The 16,813-nt window shown below is 37.2% G+C and carries 20 protein-coding genes and 1 other RNA gene; 13 read left to right on the forward strand and 8 right to left on the reverse strand.

Going from position 1 to position 16,813, the window contains the following annotated elements:
* Positions 1-6 precede the first annotated feature (6 nt).
* From CVO_RS08675 to CVO_RS08685, 3 genes are read right to left on the reverse strand one after another with little or no spacing between them, the layout of a single operon-like run.
* Positions 7-786 (reverse strand): thiazole synthase, encoded by a 780-nt coding sequence (locus tag CVO_RS08675; protein WP_159571669.1) that lies wholly within the window; start codon positions 784-786, stop codon positions 7-9.
* Between the two features lie 48 nt (positions 787-834).
* On the reverse strand, positions 835-2,199 hold the full coding sequence (locus CVO_RS08680; protein WP_159571671.1) for an NAD(P)H-hydrate dehydratase: 1,365 nt from the start codon (positions 2,197-2,199) through the stop codon (positions 835-837).
* A gap of 2 nt (positions 2,200-2,201) precedes the next feature.
* Positions 2,202-2,936 carry an ATP-binding protein gene (locus CVO_RS08685; RefSeq protein WP_152298604.1) on the reverse strand — a complete coding sequence of 245 codons (735 nt, stop codon included), beginning with the start codon at positions 2,934-2,936 and terminating at the stop codon, positions 2,202-2,204.
* Positions 2,937-3,091: 155 nt separating this feature from the next.
* Between CVO_RS08685 and CVO_RS08690 the strand changes: the two genes are divergently transcribed.
* From CVO_RS08690 to CVO_RS08705, 4 genes are read left to right on the forward strand one after another with little or no spacing between them, the layout of a single operon-like run.
* A complete protein-coding gene (locus CVO_RS08690) occupies positions 3,092-4,114 on the forward strand; it encodes a cytochrome-c peroxidase (protein WP_159571673.1) in 1,023 nt (340 codons plus the stop codon).
* Between the two features lie 42 nt (positions 4,115-4,156).
* Positions 4,157-5,119, forward strand: a complete 963-nt coding sequence (locus CVO_RS08695) for a KpsF/GutQ family sugar-phosphate isomerase (RefSeq protein ID WP_152298602.1) — start codon at positions 4,157-4,159, stop codon at positions 5,117-5,119.
* On the forward strand, positions 5,116-5,967 hold the full coding sequence (locus tag CVO_RS08700) for a pseudouridine synthase (RefSeq protein WP_188093938.1): 852 nt from the start codon (positions 5,116-5,118) through the stop codon (positions 5,965-5,967). Before CVO_RS08695 ends, CVO_RS08700 begins: the two co-directional genes overlap by 4 nt.
* Before the next feature lie 2 nt (positions 5,968-5,969).
* Positions 5,970-7,175, forward strand: coding sequence for a replication-associated recombination protein A (locus CVO_RS08705; RefSeq protein WP_152298600.1), 1,206 nt, complete (start codon positions 5,970-5,972; stop codon positions 7,173-7,175).
* 27 nt (positions 7,176-7,202) lie between these two features.
* Here the strand turns inward: CVO_RS08705 and rplT are convergent, their stop codons facing one another.
* Together rplT and rpmI are read right to left on the reverse strand one after the other, a co-directional pair.
* Positions 7,203-7,562, reverse strand: a complete 360-nt coding sequence (gene rplT / locus CVO_RS08710) for a 50S ribosomal protein L20 (RefSeq protein WP_152298599.1) — start codon at positions 7,560-7,562, stop codon at positions 7,203-7,205.
* 107 nt (positions 7,563-7,669) lie between these two features.
* Complete coding sequence (gene rpmI, locus CVO_RS08715; protein ID WP_152298598.1) at positions 7,670-7,861, reverse strand: 50S ribosomal protein L35; 192 nt, start codon at positions 7,859-7,861, stop codon at positions 7,670-7,672.
* A 94-nt stretch (positions 7,862-7,955) separates the two neighbouring features.
* Here rpmI and CVO_RS08720 point away from each other — a divergent pair, with 94 nt between their 5' ends.
* Positions 7,956-8,186, forward strand: coding sequence for a hypothetical protein (locus CVO_RS08720; protein WP_152298597.1), 231 nt, complete (start codon positions 7,956-7,958; stop codon positions 8,184-8,186).
* A 55-nt stretch (positions 8,187-8,241) separates the two neighbouring features.
* On the opposite strand, the gene ffs is transcribed toward CVO_RS08720, so the two are convergent.
* An RNA gene (gene ffs, locus CVO_RS08725) (signal recognition particle sRNA small type) lies at positions 8,242-8,339 on the reverse strand.
* A 58-nt stretch (positions 8,340-8,397) separates the two neighbouring features.
* On the opposite strand from ffs, the gene CVO_RS08730 reads away from it, so the two are divergent.
* The 6 genes from CVO_RS08730 (at position 8,398) to CVO_RS08755 (ending at position 14,576) form a co-directional block, all read left to right on the forward strand.
* Positions 8,398-8,931 carry a nucleoside phosphorylase-I family protein gene (locus CVO_RS08730; protein ID WP_159571675.1) on the forward strand — a complete coding sequence of 178 codons (534 nt, stop codon included), beginning with the start codon at positions 8,398-8,400 and terminating at the stop codon, positions 8,929-8,931.
* Positions 8,928-9,623: an SDR family NAD(P)-dependent oxidoreductase gene (locus tag CVO_RS08735; RefSeq protein WP_159571678.1), complete on the forward strand. Its 696-nt coding sequence runs from the start codon at positions 8,928-8,930 to the stop codon at positions 9,621-9,623. The genes CVO_RS08730 and CVO_RS08735 overlap by 4 nt, the downstream gene beginning before the upstream one ends.
* Positions 9,624-9,757: 134 nt before the next feature.
* A complete protein-coding gene (gene topA / locus CVO_RS08740) occupies positions 9,758-11,980 on the forward strand; it encodes a type I DNA topoisomerase (protein ID WP_159571681.1) in 2,223 nt (740 codons plus the stop codon).
* Positions 11,981-11,988: 8 nt separating this feature from the next.
* The gene (locus CVO_RS08745; protein ID WP_159571684.1) at positions 11,989-12,510 is read left to right on the forward strand and encodes a metallophosphoesterase family protein; all 522 of its coding nucleotides are present in this window, start codon (positions 11,989-11,991) and stop codon (positions 12,508-12,510) included.
* Entirely contained in the window at positions 12,503-13,348 is an 846-nt protein-coding gene (locus tag CVO_RS08750; RefSeq protein ID WP_152298592.1) for a biotin synthase, read from the forward strand. The genes CVO_RS08745 and CVO_RS08750 overlap by 8 nt, the downstream gene beginning before the upstream one ends.
* 46 nt (positions 13,349-13,394) lie before the next feature.
* Entirely contained in the window at positions 13,395-14,576 is a 1,182-nt protein-coding gene (locus tag CVO_RS08755; protein ID WP_159571687.1) for a cation:proton antiporter, read from the forward strand.
* Here the strand turns inward: CVO_RS08755 and CVO_RS08760 are convergent.
* Complete coding sequence (locus CVO_RS08760) at positions 14,563-14,709, reverse strand: hypothetical protein (protein WP_159571690.1); 147 nt, start codon at positions 14,707-14,709, stop codon at positions 14,563-14,565. The genes CVO_RS08755 and CVO_RS08760 overlap by 14 nt on opposite strands.
* A 193-nt stretch (positions 14,710-14,902) precedes the next feature.
* Between CVO_RS08760 and CVO_RS08765 the strand changes: the two genes are divergently transcribed.
* Entirely contained in the window at positions 14,903-15,343 is a 441-nt protein-coding gene (locus CVO_RS08765) for a hypothetical protein (RefSeq protein WP_159571693.1), read from the forward strand.
* Positions 15,340-15,744: a thioredoxin family protein gene (locus CVO_RS08770; RefSeq protein WP_159571696.1), complete on the forward strand. Its 405-nt coding sequence runs from the start codon at positions 15,340-15,342 to the stop codon at positions 15,742-15,744. Before CVO_RS08765 ends, CVO_RS08770 begins: the two co-directional genes overlap by 4 nt.
* A gap of 11 nt (positions 15,745-15,755) precedes the next feature.
* Here the strand turns inward: CVO_RS08770 and CVO_RS08775 are convergent, their stop codons facing one another.
* Positions 15,756-16,706 (reverse strand): NAD(P)-binding domain-containing protein, encoded by a 951-nt coding sequence (locus CVO_RS08775; RefSeq protein ID WP_152298588.1) that lies wholly within the window; start codon positions 16,704-16,706, stop codon positions 15,756-15,758.
* Positions 16,707-16,813: the final 107 nt, after the last annotated feature.

Raw genomic sequence — 16,813 nt, forward strand, 5'->3', positions numbered from 1 at the left:
AAAATACTAAAACTGTATCATCCCATCAACCGGTGAAGATGCAGTAGCATAAGGGCGTTTAGGGATTCTTCCTGCAAGATAGCTCATGCGCCCTGCAATTACAGCATGCTTCATCGCCTCAGCCATTATCATAGGGTTTTGTGCCTGCGCTATTGCAGTATTTGTCAATACTCCGTCAGCGCCAAGCTCCATAGCATAAGCAGCATCGCTTGCACACCCTATTCCTGCATCAACTATTACGGGAACATTTACTGCATCACGGATAAAAACAACATTGTATGGGTTTTGAATCCCAAGTCCGCTTCCGATTGGCGCGGCAAGAGGCATAATAGCATGAGCGCCAGCATCTTCAAGTCTCTTTGCCATAATCGGATCATCTGAAGTATACGCCATAATGGTAAAGCCCTCTTTTGAGAGAATTTCGCACGCTTTTATAGTCTCTAAAACATCAGGATAAAGTGTTTTTTGTGTATCGCCGATAACCTCTAGTTTTATCAGATCTATCCCGGTTGCTTCACGAGTAAGCCTAAAGGTGGTAATAGCCTCTTCAGCGGTTACACATCCAGCAGAATTTGGCAGAAACTTTACATTGGTTCCGGCAAATGTATCACGAAGATTCTCTTTATCAGGATCTGTGATGTTTAAACGACGAACAGCAACAGTTATAAGTTCGCTTCCGCTTGCAATTGTCGCCTCTTTTGTGGTTTGAAAATCCTTATATTTTCCACTTCCAACGATAAGGCGCGAGCCAAGTTCATATTTTCCGATTTTTAGTATATCTTGCATAAATATTTTCCTAATTATTTTATTTTGTTATTTATATCATAAGCAATCTTATAATCTGCCTATGCCATCTATCAAATCATCAGGAGTAAGTGAAAAATCAGCTCCCCTGTAATTCAATGCTGTCTTTGTATGCGCTAAAGAGGCATTTATGGCAGCATCAAGCGGTTGATAGCCTTGAGCCAAAAGTGCACCTATAAGACCGCTAAGCACATCACCGCTTCCACCCTTTGCCAAAGCAGAAGTTCCATGCGGATTTATATAAAACTCACTCCCTTTTGCTATTATGACATTTGCACCTTTTAAAAGAAGTGTTACATTTGGAAACATTTTACAAAATTCTTCAACATATTTAAAACGATTTTTTTGTACCTCTTGTATTGTTATATCTGCAAGATTAGTTATTTTTAAGAGTGAAACAAACTCTTTGGCATGTGGAGTAAGCACTACTCTTTCTCTTTTTAAAATTTCTAAAATTGTCTGCATATAAAAAATATCCGCATCTGCGATAACTGGCAGTGTGTTATCTAGAAACTTCTCCAGCTCCAAAGTACTAAACTCAGCTCCCAGTCCCATTCCTATCGCCAAAGCTGTTGCATTTTTCGGCAGTTTATGCGAATACATCAAACAGTGAGGTATCTCTATTTTTTCAAATCCGACAAGCGTTACAAGTCCGCTTCCAAATCTAAGAGCAGAGAGAGCACTCATTATACCGGCTCCACACATTTCTCCCGAAACTACCGCCAAATGACCGTAAGAGCCTTTGTGAGAATCTTTTTTTACTCTGTTTGGGAGTTTTAAATCATCCAAATCAAGCACGCTCCAGTTACTCTCTTTTTCATATATATCTCTGCTGATGCCCAGATCTAAAACTTTTATCTCCCCGACGCTCTCTTTTGCCTCATCTAAAAACATTCTCTTTTTTAAAGCACCCATTGTCAAAGTCACATCTGCAATAAATTTATAACCAGAAGGAACATCGCATGCAATTTTAAAAGCAACTAAAGAGTTCATTTTGTTTATAAGATTTTTCAGCTCTTCGCTAAACTCTCCGCTAAAACCAGTTCCGACTATTGCATCTACTAAAACATCACAATCTTTAAGCTCTTTAGACTCTTTTACTCCTACGCTTTGCGCGCGCTTTGCCTGTAGAAGCGCCATTTTTGAAGATGGCTCTTTTGCATAAAAAAGAGAAGTGTCAAAATCTCCATGCAAAAGCCTTGCAAGGGCAATCCCGTCAGCTCCATTATTGCCGCTTCCGCATACAACAATAATTTTTGAATTTTTTGCAAAATTGTTACGAATATACTCAGCCATGCCACTTGCCGCATGTTCCATCAATATATCTTCGCTTAAAAAAAATTCCTCATAGCATCTCCTATCCAGAGATGCCACTTCATCAAAAAGTTTTTGCATAATTACTCTTCAATCATATACTCATCTATTTCGACTATATTGCTTTTTATATCATTAAATAAAAGAGTACGGTAGTCTGTTCTATACTGATAAAAAAATCTGTTTTTTGGCAATTTTTTTAAATTTGCAGTATTGAAATACTCAAAATTAGAACATTTCCCAAGATAAAGAAATGTAAAAAGCAGTTTTATTTGCGGATTTTCAAAAGTACAGTGAGGCTGTGCCAGGAAAGTCAATCCATACTTTTTCATATTTAAAAAGTTAAGCATATAGAGTAAAAAATCCTCAAATTTTGTATAAAAACCATTTAAATTTTCAATATCATGAAAAAAGTAGTAGTAGTTATCCAAAAGCCCTTGTATTTGAAGCGTTTCAGTCAATTTACTTTTTATATCTCTTTTATTTGAAAAGTAAGCCGGATCAACTGCCATATATATATGTTTTTTTTCATCTATAAGCTTATTGAACTCTTCTAAAAATGCATCGCTTTCATCAAATCGTATATAGTTAAAATACTCATCTTTATATCTTAATTCTATATCATCTATATCAGAGTTGGAAAAATCAAGATAGAGAGTTGCGACATTGCTATCGATGATATAGTTTCTTATTCTACATGCGAGATTGGTTTTACCGGCACCCTCTTCTGCTAAAATAAGCGTATTGAAATACATCACTCTCTCTTCCATCTTCAATGTGTTTATACTGCTTACATATTTTCCTAATTTATCTCTCATTTTTGTTCTCCCAGTAAAGTTTTTGTGACTATTATAACTTATCTCTAATAAATAAAATAAGTTTATTTGGATATGCTACATAAAGTGCAAATAAATAATATTGCATTAAGTTAAAAGAAAGTAAGATTTGTGACAATTTTTAAAAAGGACATATTATGTATAATAAAACTATTTTGACTTTAGCTTTTACTGCTTCATCGCTCCTAGCTTCTTCTAGCTTGATGACTGATGCAAAAAATGCCGGTTTAATACCCATTCCTACTGATAAAAAAGAGCTCTTAAAGTTAACTGACAATCCAAAAAATCCTATAACAGCTGAAAAAATTGAACTTGGAAAAAAACTATATTTTGATCCTAGACTCTCAAAAAGCGGTTTTATAAGCTGCAACAGCTGTCATAACCTCAGCGAAGGCGGAGATGATGGAATCCCTGCTGCAATAGGTCACAAATGGACAGCAAATCCGCACCATTTAAATTCACCGACTGTTTACAACTCTGTCTTTTTTAGCTCTCAGTTTTGGGATGGACGCGATCCTCACCTAGAGGCACAGGCTCAAGGTCCTATGCAGGCTGCTCCAGAGATGGCTGCACTGCCGGAACATGTCGAAGCGGTAGTTGCTTCAATGCCTGAATATGTGGCAGAGTTTAAAGGCGCGTATGGCAAAGATGTAAAAATAACATTTGAAAAAGTAGCTGATACAATCGCAACTTTTGAGAGAACACTTGTTACCCCTTCTGCATTTGATGACTACTTAAACGGAGATGAAAATGCTCTGACAAAAGCTCAGAAAGATGGTCTTAAAACATTTATAGACAAAGGGTGTGCTACATGTCACAACGGTATCGCTCTTGGCGGTGAAATGAATGCTTTTAATATTACAGGAGAGTATAAATACCAAAATGTTGGTGACTTTAAAGGTGATGCAAACGGTATGGTAAAAGTGCCTACTCTCAGAAATATCACGCAAACTGCTCCATACTATCACAATGGTCAAATTTGGGATTTAAAAGATGCTATCATCGAGATGGGGCGTATCCAGCTTGGTGCTTCTATCAATGACAAAGAGGCTGCTTCAATCGAAGAGTTCTTAAAAGCACTTGACGGCAGAAAAGCTGATGTAGTTCTACCTCAACTACCGGTTTCAACTTCTAAAACTCCAAAGCCTGACATTAACTAAATCTCTCATGCAATTTATACCCAAAAAGGGTATAATTGCATTATGAATTACAAACAAATAGCACAAGAAACTTTACAAATTGAAGCCCAAACGCTCTTAAACAGCGCTCAAAACATAGACGATGTTTTTGACAAAGCAGTTGAAGTCATCCTTGCATGCAAGGGCAAACTTATTGTCACGGGAGTTGGCAAATCGGGACTTATCGGAGCAAAAATGGCTGCAACCTTTGCTTCTACAGGAACTCCGAGCTTTTTTCTGCACCCCACAGAAGCGCTTCACGGTGATTTGGGAATGATAAGTCAAAATGATGTTGTTATCGCCATCAGTTACAGCGGCGAAAGTGAAGAGTTAAGCTCCATTCTTCCGCACATCAAAAGGTTTGACACTCCGCTTATAGGCATGACAAGAGACAGAAATTCTACACTTGGCAAATACAGCGATTTGGTTATAGATGTTGTAGTGGAAAAAGAGGCATGTCCCTTAAATATAGCGCCTACAAGTTCAACAACGCTTACTCTCGCACTCGGCGATGCTCTTGCAGTTTGTCTTATGAAAGCAAGAGATTTTAAAAAAAGTGATTTTGCTTCTTTTCACCCCGGCGGAGCTTTGGGAAAACAGCTGTTTGTAAAAGTCAAAGACCTTATGCGAACAAAAGATCTGCCAATCATCAGTGCAGATACAAAAGTAAAAGATGCGATTGTAAAGATTAGCGAGGGCAGAATCGGAACGGTTTTGATTACAGATGAGCTTGGCAGACTTTTAGCTCTTGTAAGTGACGGCGATATTCGAAGAGCATTGATGAGTAATAACTTTTCACTCGAAGACAATGTTTTAAAATATGCCACCCTCAATCCAAAAGCAATAGATAATGAAAATATGCTTGCAAGCGAAGCACTTGTAATAATAGAAGAGATGAAGATACAGCTTTTAGTTGTAACAGATAAAGAGAAGAAAGTAACTGGCGTGCTTCATATCCATACTTTGATAGAAAAAGGTATATCGTGAGATTAAACAAATACATCGCACACCACTCAAGCTACTCAAGAAGAGAAGCCGACAAAGCAATACAAGACGGTTATGTCAGAGTTGACGGAGAGATTCAAACCAACCCTGCAACCCAAATCCAAGAAGGTGTCAATATCGTTTATGTAAGCGGCAAACAGGTCAGCCCAAGAGACAAATATACTGTTATTGTTTACAACAAACCCAAAGGTGAACTTGTAACAAAGAGCGACCCTAAAGGCAGAAGAACCATATATGACACTTTAAGCAAAGAGTATAAACATTATGTCCCCGTAGGAAGACTTGATTATGCATCTGAGGGTTTACTGCTTCTAACCGATGCCTCAAGGGTTGCATCTGCTCTTATGGAGTCAAATCTGGAGAGGATCTACAAGATTAAGATAAAAGGCGAAGTGACTCCGGATATGGAAGATGCTATGCTTAAGGGAATGACACTTGATGATGCATCTGCGGGCGGTCACTCCCACTCAAAAATAAAAGAGATGGAGTTCAAACCTTTTATAGGCTATAAAGTCCAAAAAAATCAGCCGAACTACTCCATTTTAAAAGTGGCACTCAGTGAGGGAAAAAACCGTGAACTCAGAAGATTTTTTGCACACTTTGGAGCAGAAATAGTCGATCTTAAAAGAATCAGTTTTGCAGAGATTGAACTCAACAATCTCCCTGAAGGCAAAGTACGATTTTTAAGCCGCAGCGAATACTCCGCTTTAGCAAAATTTCTAAAAGATGAGAAAAAATCAGCACTAAAAGAGAATAACGAAAAGAGAAGTTTCAAAAGTGAAAAAAAAACAACTTTTAAAGAGAAGAAACCCACTCAAAAGAAGAGATAAAATTGGCTGATTTTACGCATCTTTTACGCCCGCAATTTTTCGATGATATAGTCGGTCAGGAGCACTTAAGCGCTAAAAATGCGCCTTTAAGAGTACTGTGTGAAAAAAATGTTCTTGGACACAGCTTCTTTTTTGGACCTGCAGGATGCGGAAAAACCTCTATTGCAAGAATTATTGCCAAAAAAATGGAGCTTCCATTCTATGAATTTAATGCAACAAGCATAAAAATCGAGCAGTTAAGAAAGATTTTCGAGCAGTATAAAAACACGCTGCAAAAACCTCTTCTTTTTATAGACGAAGTGCACCGCTTAGCCAAAAATCAGCAGGAAGTTCTGCTTCCGGTTATGGAGAATAACTCTGTTTTGATTATCGGTGCTTCTACAGAAAATCCATTCTTTTCGCTTACCTCTGCAATCCGCTCCCGTTCAATGCTCTTTGAACTCTACCATATAACCAACAAAGCACTTGAGGAACTGCTGCAAAAAGCAATCTCAGGCGCTTCTCTACTATGCGACGAAGATGCGGCGGAGTACTTGGTAAAAAGCAGCGGCGGCGATGCAAGAGCGATGTTAAAACTTCTGGAATTTGCTTCAAATATAGACTCGCATATAACACTGGGTATCTTAAAATCTCTCCGACCAAATGCGCTGAGTGCCGGAAGCAGTGAAGCTGGTGTACACTATGACCTCGCAAGTGCGATGATTAAGTCGATAAGAGGTTCAGACATGAATGCCGCCATCTACTATCTGGCTCGCTTAATTGAAGGGGGAGAGAGTGCCGATTTTATTGCAAGACGCCTTGTAATACTTGCAAGCGAAGATATAGGAAATGCAAATCCCCAAGCACTCACTCTTGCTACTTCTGCCATGACAAGCGTCTCAAAGATAGGCTATCCCGAAGCAAGAATAATATTGGCGCAATGCGTTATCTATCTGGCATCTTCACCAAAATCAAACTCCGCTTATTTGGCGATAAATGAAGCGCTAAATGCTGTAAAAAACGGGGTGATTTTGGATATTCCAAAAAATATAACTCAGCAAAATGAGGGGTATCTCTATCCTCATGACTTTGGCGGATATGTAAAACAAAAATATCTCTCTCGAGCACTTAATTTTGTTAAATTAAAAGATATAGGTTATGAGAAAAAGATTAAAGAGTGGTTACGCAATATTTCTGATTTTGATAAAATTGATAAAGAGGAAGAATGAAGTGTAACAAAAGTTACACTTTCAAACTTATTTGTTTAATGCTGACTTTGCTGACTCTACAACTGCACTAAATGCTGCTGCGTCATTCATAGCCATATCAGCAAGAATTTTACGATCAAGCTCGATGCCAGATTTTTTGATACCATTCATAAATGATGAATAATTCATACCGTTAAGACGACATGCTGCATTGATACGGATAATCCATAGTTTACGGAAATCACGCTTTTTCTGCTTGCGGTCACGGAATGAATACATCATTGAGCGCTCTAACTGCTCTTTTGCTTTACGGAAGTGTTTACGACGACCGCTATAAAAACCTTTTGCAAGTTTTAATATTTTTTTGTGTCTTCTTCTACGAACAACACCTGTTTTTACTCTTGGCATTTTAATTCCTTTTTTTCTTTACCCAGACACTATCTTGTGTTCAAGGTGCCACATCTTAGGTGGTCTTGCCCAGATTATAATTCTGGAGATTTAATAATCAACCGTTATTAGTTAATCATAGCCTTAATATTTTTCTCATCTACTTTAGCAACAACTTTTGGCGAGTTTTGCTTACGGCGAGTATCAGCATCTTGTTTTGTTAAGATATGGCTGCGAAACGCTGTTCCACGCTTGATTGTGCCATTTTTCTTAACTTTAAAACGCTTTACTGCGCCTTTAACCGATTTCATCTTTGGCATCGATAACTCCTTTGTAAAATTCTCTTGCAGCACGAAATGTACTTTGAGAGCGAAATTATACCCAAATATTTTTAAATTTTGTTATGATACTGTTATGAATTCTATAAAACATATCACAAACGCTTTAAACGATTTAGACAAAGAGGTTGAAGCCATACTTGCCGACATGAGTCTGCCTATGAATGAGAAAGACAATCGTATGCTGCCGCTGCTGCAACAAAAAAGAGTTTTAAAACAGACTCTCGAAGATTTAAACTATTTAAAAAACAATCCGCCAAAATTGAATCAGGCATGCGGAATTTCCAAATACAGAGACGATAAATAGTTTTAAATATTACAAAGCGAAATAAAGTTAAGTTTGGGGAGTCTGCTTGAAGTACTTCCCCCCAGATACCTGCGGCACATAATGAATCAAGGTGTGCTGCTGTATTCCTACCCTGACACAGTATCTCAAAACACTATTGCACAGGTCTAAAGAGAAGCAACGGAATTATATCTAAAAAAATTAAAATAGCAAAATTTTGATACAATATTGCATGTTGTATATTGTAACCGCGCTAAAACCTGAAGCACAGGCATTTGTCGATAAATACCGTTTAAGCAAAACAAAGTGTGATAATTTCACACTTTTTAGCGGTGAAAATTTAAAGGTTATTGTAAGTGGAATCGGTATTGAAAATACAAAAAATGCTGTAAGAACACTTATAGAAAAATTTGCCCCTGCGAATAATGACACTTTTATAAATATCGGGATCTGCGGTGCGGACAAACGCTATAAAATAGGCGAACTTTTAGAGATAGGATCCATTGTATATAAAGAGAAAAAGTATATGTTTGATGAAAATATCTCGCATACTATTACATGCAAAGAGATAGAAGTAAGTGAAAATATCTGCGATATAGCGGACATGGAGTCATTTGGCTTTTATACGGCTACAAAAGAGATAAAAAACCGCTGTATTTACAAAGTGGTAAGTGATCATTTTGAGCCAAACAGGGTTACAAAAGAGGGTACAAAAAAATTGATTTTTGAGATAATAGATAAAGTCATTAAAGAGGAGAGAGCTTGAAAAAAGTTGTTGTAACGGGAGCAAGCAGCGGCATCGGAAAAGAGATAACACAAAGATTGCTGCATCTGGGATACAGAGTCATCGGGATAAGCAGAAATATAAAAAAAGAGGATTTTAAAAATGAATATTTCACTCCTCTTCAAGCAGATTTATCAAATGAGGCTGCAACAATTCAAATTTGCGAAAAACTCTCAAAAGAGGATATATCCATACTGGTAAACTGTGCTGGATTTGGGAGGTTTGAACCACATGAAGAGCTTAGCGCCGCAACTATTACGGATATGGCTTTTCTAAATCTTACCGCACCTATGCTGCTTACAAATGCCCTGCTTCGTGATTTGAAAAAAAACAGCGGCTATCTTATAAACATCAACTCCATAGAAGCGCTTCGCTCTTCAAAATTTGCGGCTCTGTACAGTGCCACAAAAAGCGGATTAAAAGCATTTGGGGACGCACTCTTTGAAGAGACAAGAAAAAGCGCCCTAAGCATTACAAACATAAATCCGGATATGACCCAAAGCAATTTTTACAATGAACTTAGATTTGAGACCAGCAGCAAAGAGGATGAAAAACTGCTCACCAGCGATATCGCCGATGCAGTTGAGCATATACTCTCTATGAGAAAAGGCGCAGTTGTAAGCGAATATACTATTAGAAGCCTTAATTTTGGGATTTCTAAAAAGAAATTATAAATAGATATTTAACTTTTTTGCTTAAGAGCTTCTCTGCTCTTTGAGTTTATTTCCGCTATTTATACTTTTTTTGCTAAACTTCCAAACTTAAAATACACAATACTATATATAATGTATAGCACATAGGAAAACTATTGAACTTAATTATTGTCGAATCACCAGCAAAAGCTAAAACCATCAAAAACTTTTTAGGTAAGGATTATGAGGTTATTGCATCCAAAGGTCATATACGAGATCTTCCAAAGTCTCGTTTTGGGATTACCGTAGATGAAGAGAACCATCTCGTACCGGCTTACAGTGTTGCAAAAGAGAATATGCCTACCGTAAAACAGATAAAAGATTTAGCCAAAAAAAGTGATACGATATATATCGCAACCGATGAGGACCGCGAGGGAGAAGCTATTGGATGGCATATAGCGCATGCTATAAAAAAGGACCCCGAAGAGCTTCCTAGAATAGTATTTCATGAGATAACAAAAACTGCAATCAACAATGCGCTTCAAAATGCAAGAAAAATTGATATGAATATGGTAAATGCACAGCAGGCGCGCCGTCTGCTTGACCGTGTGGTCGGTTACAAACTCTCTCCTCTTTTAAGTTCCAAAATCCAAAAAGGTCTCTCGGCAGGTCGTGTTCAATCCTCAGCACTTAAGATTGTGGTTGACCGCGAAAGAGAGATTAAAGCTTTTGTTCCTCAAGAGTACTGGACAATTGATACTCTGTTTAAAAAAGATATAGAAGCAAATCTTATATCACACAATGAAGAAAAGCTCTCAAAACTATCAATAACAAACAAAGAGAGAGCAGATGCTATCGTAAAAAGTGTAAAGAATGACTCTTTTGTAATCTCTAAAATAGAAACAAAAGAGAGAAAAAGTTCGACTCCTCCGCCATTTATGACCTCAACTCTTCAACAAGTTGCTTCAAGCAAACTCGGATTTACTCCGAAAAAAACAATGATGGTCGCTCAAGCTCTTTATGAAGGTGTTAAAACTCCAGATGGAACTTCAGGTGTTATTACCTATATGAGAACCGATTCACTTAACCTGGCATCTGAGGCAGTGAGTGCGGTTCGTGATGTAATTAAAAGCAGATTTGGAGAAAAGTATCTGCCAAAAACTCCAAAGGTTTACACTAAAAAAGCAAAAGGCGCACAAGAGGCTCACGAAGCCATTCGCCCTACTATGCTCGAGTTTACCCCCGAAGCTGCACAGAGCTTTTTAAAGCCCGATGAGATTAAACTCTACCGTCTGATTTATGAAAGATTTATGGCATGTCAAATGAATGATGCTGTTTTTGAACAGCAGAGCATTATCTTTAGCGGCAAAGAGAATGAGTACAGAGCAAGCGGAAGAAAACTTATCTTTGATGGTTTTTATGCACTTTTAGGAACAGAGGACAAGGATAAGCTTCTACCGGCTCTCAAGGAGGGAGACGCTGCACAGCTGCAAAGCATTAAGCCTGAACAGCACTTTACAGAGCCTCCTGCTCGCTACTCGGAAGCTGCGCTTATCAAAAAACTAGAGAGCGAAGGAATCGGACGCCCATCAACTTATGCGCCTACTATTGCAACTCTTAGCAACAGAACCTATGTAACTATCGAAAAAAAGCAGATTATCCCCACAGAGATGGCTTTTACCGTAACAGATATTTTGGAAAAAAACTTTGCAGATATAGTAGATGTCTCTTTTACGGCAGACATGGAAGAGGAGCTTGATAAAGTAGCAGAGGGAGAAAATGATTGGCAAAAGCTTTTAAGCGACTTCTACTTTCCTTTTATCGAAAAAGTAAAAGAGGGCAAAGATAAGATAGTCTCGCTAAAAGTTGCCAAACCTCTCGGAAGAGCTTGTCCTAAATGCGGAGAGGAGCTGCTGCTTCGCTCTGGAAGATTTGGAGAGTTTATCGCATGCAGCGGCTTTCCAAAGTGTAAATATACCGAACAGGTTGAAAGCGAAAAAGAGGATAAAGAGAAAAAAGAGTCAGAATCAAGCAATGAAATATGTGATAAATGCGGCAAAGAGATGGTTGTAAAAAGCGGAAGAAACGGTCCGTTTTTAGCATGCAGCGGTTATCCTGAATGTAAAAACACAAAAAGCATAAGCGTTGAAGAAAAAGTAAGCGAAACTCCATGTCCGGAGTGCGGCGGCAAACTAAGCCTTAAGAACTCTAGACGCGGCCCTTTTTGGGGATGTGAAAACTACCCTGATTGTAAATTTATCTCTAAATTTGAACCGACAACCATAAAATGCAAAGAAGATGGATGTGACGGCGCTTTGGCAAAAAGAGTTTACAGAGGCAAAGAAGTTTACGAGTGTATCAAGTGTAAAAAAAGAACACCGGCAGAAGAGATAGAGTAAGCAGAATCATGAAAATAGGCATTATATCTGATACCCACACTAAAATTAAAAAAGCTCAGCGGGCAATTGATACTTTAATAAAAGAGGGTGCAGAATTTATAGTTCATGCCGGTGATATAGTTGAAGTTGAAACTCTTGAACTTCTTCATAACAGCGGTCTTAAATATATAGCTGTTTACGGAAATAATGATGCACATTTGGTAAGCTTTCACAATAGATTTAATCTGGTTCAAGAGCCGTACTACTTTAAAGTTGCAGATACAAAGTTTAAACTTATGCATATCCCTTTTTATATGTCGCCCGATGCGGATGTTGTTATATTTGGCCACACGCATAAAGCCGCTTTTGAGTTTACAAACAATACGCTCTTTTTAAACCCCGGAGAGGTTTGTGCTAGAAACAAACCTCTTTCTGAGTGGGCAATGCTGGAGATAAAAGAGAGTGAATTTATAGTAACGAGATATACAAAAGAGAAGAAAAAAGAGATAAAAAAAGAGAATTTTAAGTATATAAGAGAGAGCAATGAGTAAAAAAATATTTTTATGTTCCATTTGCAATATAAACAGCGGTACATGCAATGAGGATTGCAAATTTTGTTCTCAAAGCGTTCGCTATAAAGCAGATATAGAACGCTATAAACAAAAAAACATGGAGCTGATTTTACAAGAGGCAAAAGCCGCATATGCAAATGGGGCATTGGGTTTTTGTCTTGTTACCTCAGAAAAAGGACTAAGCAGTAAAACTCTTGAGTTTGTCTGTTCCATCGCTAAAATTTTAACAAAAGAGCTTCCGCAGCTCAGACTTATCGCATGTAATGGAACAGCAACTCTAGAACAGCTGTTAATTCTTAAAGAAGCGGGCATAAAAGCCTATAATCATAATCTGGAGACTTCAAAAGAGTTCTATCCTCAAATCTGTACAACACACTCCTGGGATGAGAGATATGAGACTTGCCAAAATATAAACAAAGCCGGTTTAGTTCTTATAAGCGGTGGTATTTTCGGTCTGGGCGAGAGCCATAAAGATAGAATCTCAATGCTAAAAGCGTTAAAATCACTGAATCCGGCATCGGTTCCTGTAAACTTCTACCATCATAATGAAGCTTTAGAATTAAACCCAAATCCGCTTACGACAGATGAAGCATTAAAACTTATACAGCTAACAAGAGATATGATTGTGGATGCAGACAGGATTATGGTTGCAGGCGGTCGTGAGCTGATGTTTAAAGATAGACAAAGTGAAATTTTTTCTTATGGAGCAAACTCTATTGTTGTAGGAAACTACCTCACTACAAGCGGAAGAGCCGTTAATAAAGATTTGGAGATGTTGCACTCCTTAAACCTTGAAGTTGCAAAATCCGTAAAATAGACAAAGTGCCCTGCAAAGGGATAAATAAAATAAAAGGAGAATTTGTATGAGCGAAAATGTAATACTTATAATAACAATTTCACTTATAATTATTTTTTCTCCATTTTTTGCAAAACTTTTAAAGCTTCCGGTTACTCCTATTGAGATTATTTTTGGAGCTGTTTTTGGTTATGTTGGATTTTTGCATGAAGAGCATCTTTTTGATGTCGTAGCAGAGTTTGGATTTTTATATCTGATATTTATTGCCGGAACAGAGATAAATCTAAAAAGCATGTTAAAAACACCTAGAGAGCTGATGAATAAAATCATTCTCTATCTTGTTATTTTATACGCTTTTTCCATTGCGCTCTCTCTCTACCTGGATCTTGGAAAAGTATTTATGGTTTTAATGCCTCTTATCTCTGTAGGGCTTATCGCAACACTCTCAAAAGAGTATGGAAGAACTCCATGGCTTAAACTCTCAATGACCGCCGGAGCAGTAGGTGAGGTTGTAAGTATAGGATTTCTTACACTTACATCTGCCGCACTTCATTCAGGAATTGGGTTTGGGCTGATAAAAACACTTTTTGCTTTAGCACTCTTTTTATTTTTTATGTTTTTGCTCTTTCGTGCCATGGAGCTTCTCTTTTGGTGGTTTCCGGAAGTCTCAACTTCGCTTATGCCGCATAACGACAACAAAGAACAGGATATAAGACTCTCTATGGGAATATTCTTTCTACTTGTCGGAGCGATGCTCTATCTGGATCTAGAACTCGCTTTTGGAGTCTTCATAGCCGGAATGTTTATCCCAACATTTTTTGAACATAAACATGAACTTCCAGAGAAACTAGCCTCTTTTGGTTTTGGCTTTTTAATACCTATATTTTTTATTCACATAGGCAGCTCTTTTAATTTAGAGATGCTCTTTATGGACGGACTTATAGCAAAAGCGCTCTTTATAACGCTTGCCATGACAATCATGAGAGTTATAGCTTCTCTTGTGTTTATAAAAGATTTAAAGCTCACAGACTCTATACTTATGGGACTATCCCACTCTATGCCGCTTACACTCCTTATCGCTATGGCGACACTGGCTTTTAATGCAAAAAGTATAGATGAGCTTCACTACTATGCACTTATTTTAGCTTCACTTTTCCAAGTAATAATTATAATGGTTATTATCAAGTTGATAAATAACTATAAAATTAAAAATACAGCTAAAGAGAATAAAACTATTAATTTATCATGATACTGACAATTTCAAATGGTGATCTGTTATTATATTTTGCAATAGCATCAATAGACTCTTTTTTATCCAGTGAAACTCCACTCTCTTGAAGTTTTAATAGAGCTACTTTTTCATCATTAATTGCAGAAAACAAGTATTAATAATATTTTACTAATAAGATATATTTATTTATGGTTAATATATATTGTCCTACAATTGCACAAAAACCTTTTTGAAGCTGCATATAAAATTCAATAGGAAGTTTTTTTGCTCTTACAAAAAGAGAGCAAGATATTTTTGAAAATTCTCTTATAAAAATTTTAAAAAATATATAAAAGGATGAGAAAATGAAGTTGTTTAAAAATATTATAGCCTTTGCAATGTTGGCTCAATTGGCTTATGCGCAGACACCTTTTGACCTCGGAGGTATAAAAAGCTACTATCCGGTAGTAGAGATAAGTACTAATCGTGTTGATACCAAATACAAAGATATATTACTGGATATGATAAAAGAGACATCAAAAGAGATTGGCATAAATACGGAGAACTTCTCATCTAGATCTTTGGCTTTTTTAGTAAGCTATATAAGCGTAGACGATATGCTTGCTTTAAAACTGGAGCTGCTTCTTGGAGAGACTATGATGAGGCTTGATACCAAAGATAAGGTTTTTGTCATATCATATATGAGCGGGCGCATTTTTGTTCCAGAAGATGAAGATGATCTTATCGACAATGCCCAAAGCATGCTTGAGAGTTTTGCAAACCAATACAAGGAAGATAACTTATGAAAACAGTGTTAACACTTTTGCTTATATTTTTTACAGCGTCTGCACAGGAGTATAAAGAGTTTGCCAAAGAGATGGGTTATGAAACAAAATATGAGACTGCTCTGGCAAAAGCAAAAAAAGAGAAGAAAGACCTTATGGTTTTAATGGTTACAAACTACTGTCCATGGTGTTCTAAATTTGAAAAAAAGACGCTCTCAGACAAAAAAATAGATGAAAGCATTAAAGCAAAGTATATCCCACTTATCATAAATAAAGAGGAGGGAGGATTCCCGTCCTACCTCAATACTCCCATAGTTCCTACCACCTACTTTATAGACACAAAAGAGGAAAAATCCTACTATGAAAGAGTGGGATTTGTAAATAAGATAGAGTTTTTAGAAGCCTTAAAACAGATAGAGTAAGCCCTTAAAACTCAACGGTTTTGTTGAATATAACAAGCGATCGCATAGCCATGATTTAGCCCAAGAGCTATGCTTCCGCCTGACTCTTGTGTTATATCCCCCGCCACAAAAAGACCTTTGATATTTGTCTCATAATTATCATCATGCACCGGTTTGCCATCTTGCTCTTTTATACCCGAATTTGCTAAAAATGCGCTTGGAGTTGTTCCGCCTATTGCGTAAATCACTCTATCAAATATTTGCGGTTCAAGATCATTAAAAATCACTTTTACTTTTCCATTTTCATCTTCTAGATGGTCAATATCCACTCCAAGCATCGCCTCTATCTCTTTATGCAGTATTGCATTTGTTATATCGCTTTGATTTGTTGGATTTGCCCGTCTGAAAGTCTCTCTTCTATAACAAATAGTAACCTTATTTTCAGCACTTAAATCAACCGCGTACTCAATAGCGCTGTCTCCTCCGCCGACAACTAAAATATTTTCACCTTCCCCACAGCCATCAAGTGTAAATCCCACTCTGTTTTTAATTGCCGGAGGTATCTTGTATTGAGGTTTGTTCGGTCTGCCCATTCTGCCGATAGTAACAACCACATATTTGGCAGTTATGCTTTTTCCAGGCATAAAAATTTCAAAATAGCCATCCATCTTTTTTATATTTTGCACTTCTACATGTGTTTGAAGCTCCACAGAATGGTATGCCAAAATCTCATCAAAAAAATCAAGAGTTGTCTCTTTTGTTCCATCCACAAAATAGATTCTGCCATCAAGCTCAATCTTTTGTCCCTTCCAGTCTTTATCTACTCTTTTGTTGTCTTTATAATATTTTCGTATCGTAGAGTTGTGATTTTCATCTTTTTCAAGTAAAACTATATCTCTAATTCCTTGCAAATACCCCTCTACAGCTGTAGCAATTCCGGCTGGACCGGCACCAATAATTGCAAGATTGTACATATGGCTCATAATGAATCCTTTTTTCTGATTGAAGCTATTTTATCACAATTAAAAAATAATATAAATATCTTTTATACTATAATTCCAAAATTAAATCTCTTTTTTTGGAAAATCTC

This window comes from Sulfurimonas sp. CVO, from assembly GCF_009883775.1.
GTDB lineage: Bacteria > Campylobacterota > Campylobacteria > Campylobacterales > Sulfurimonadaceae > Sulfurimonas > Sulfurimonas xiamenensis.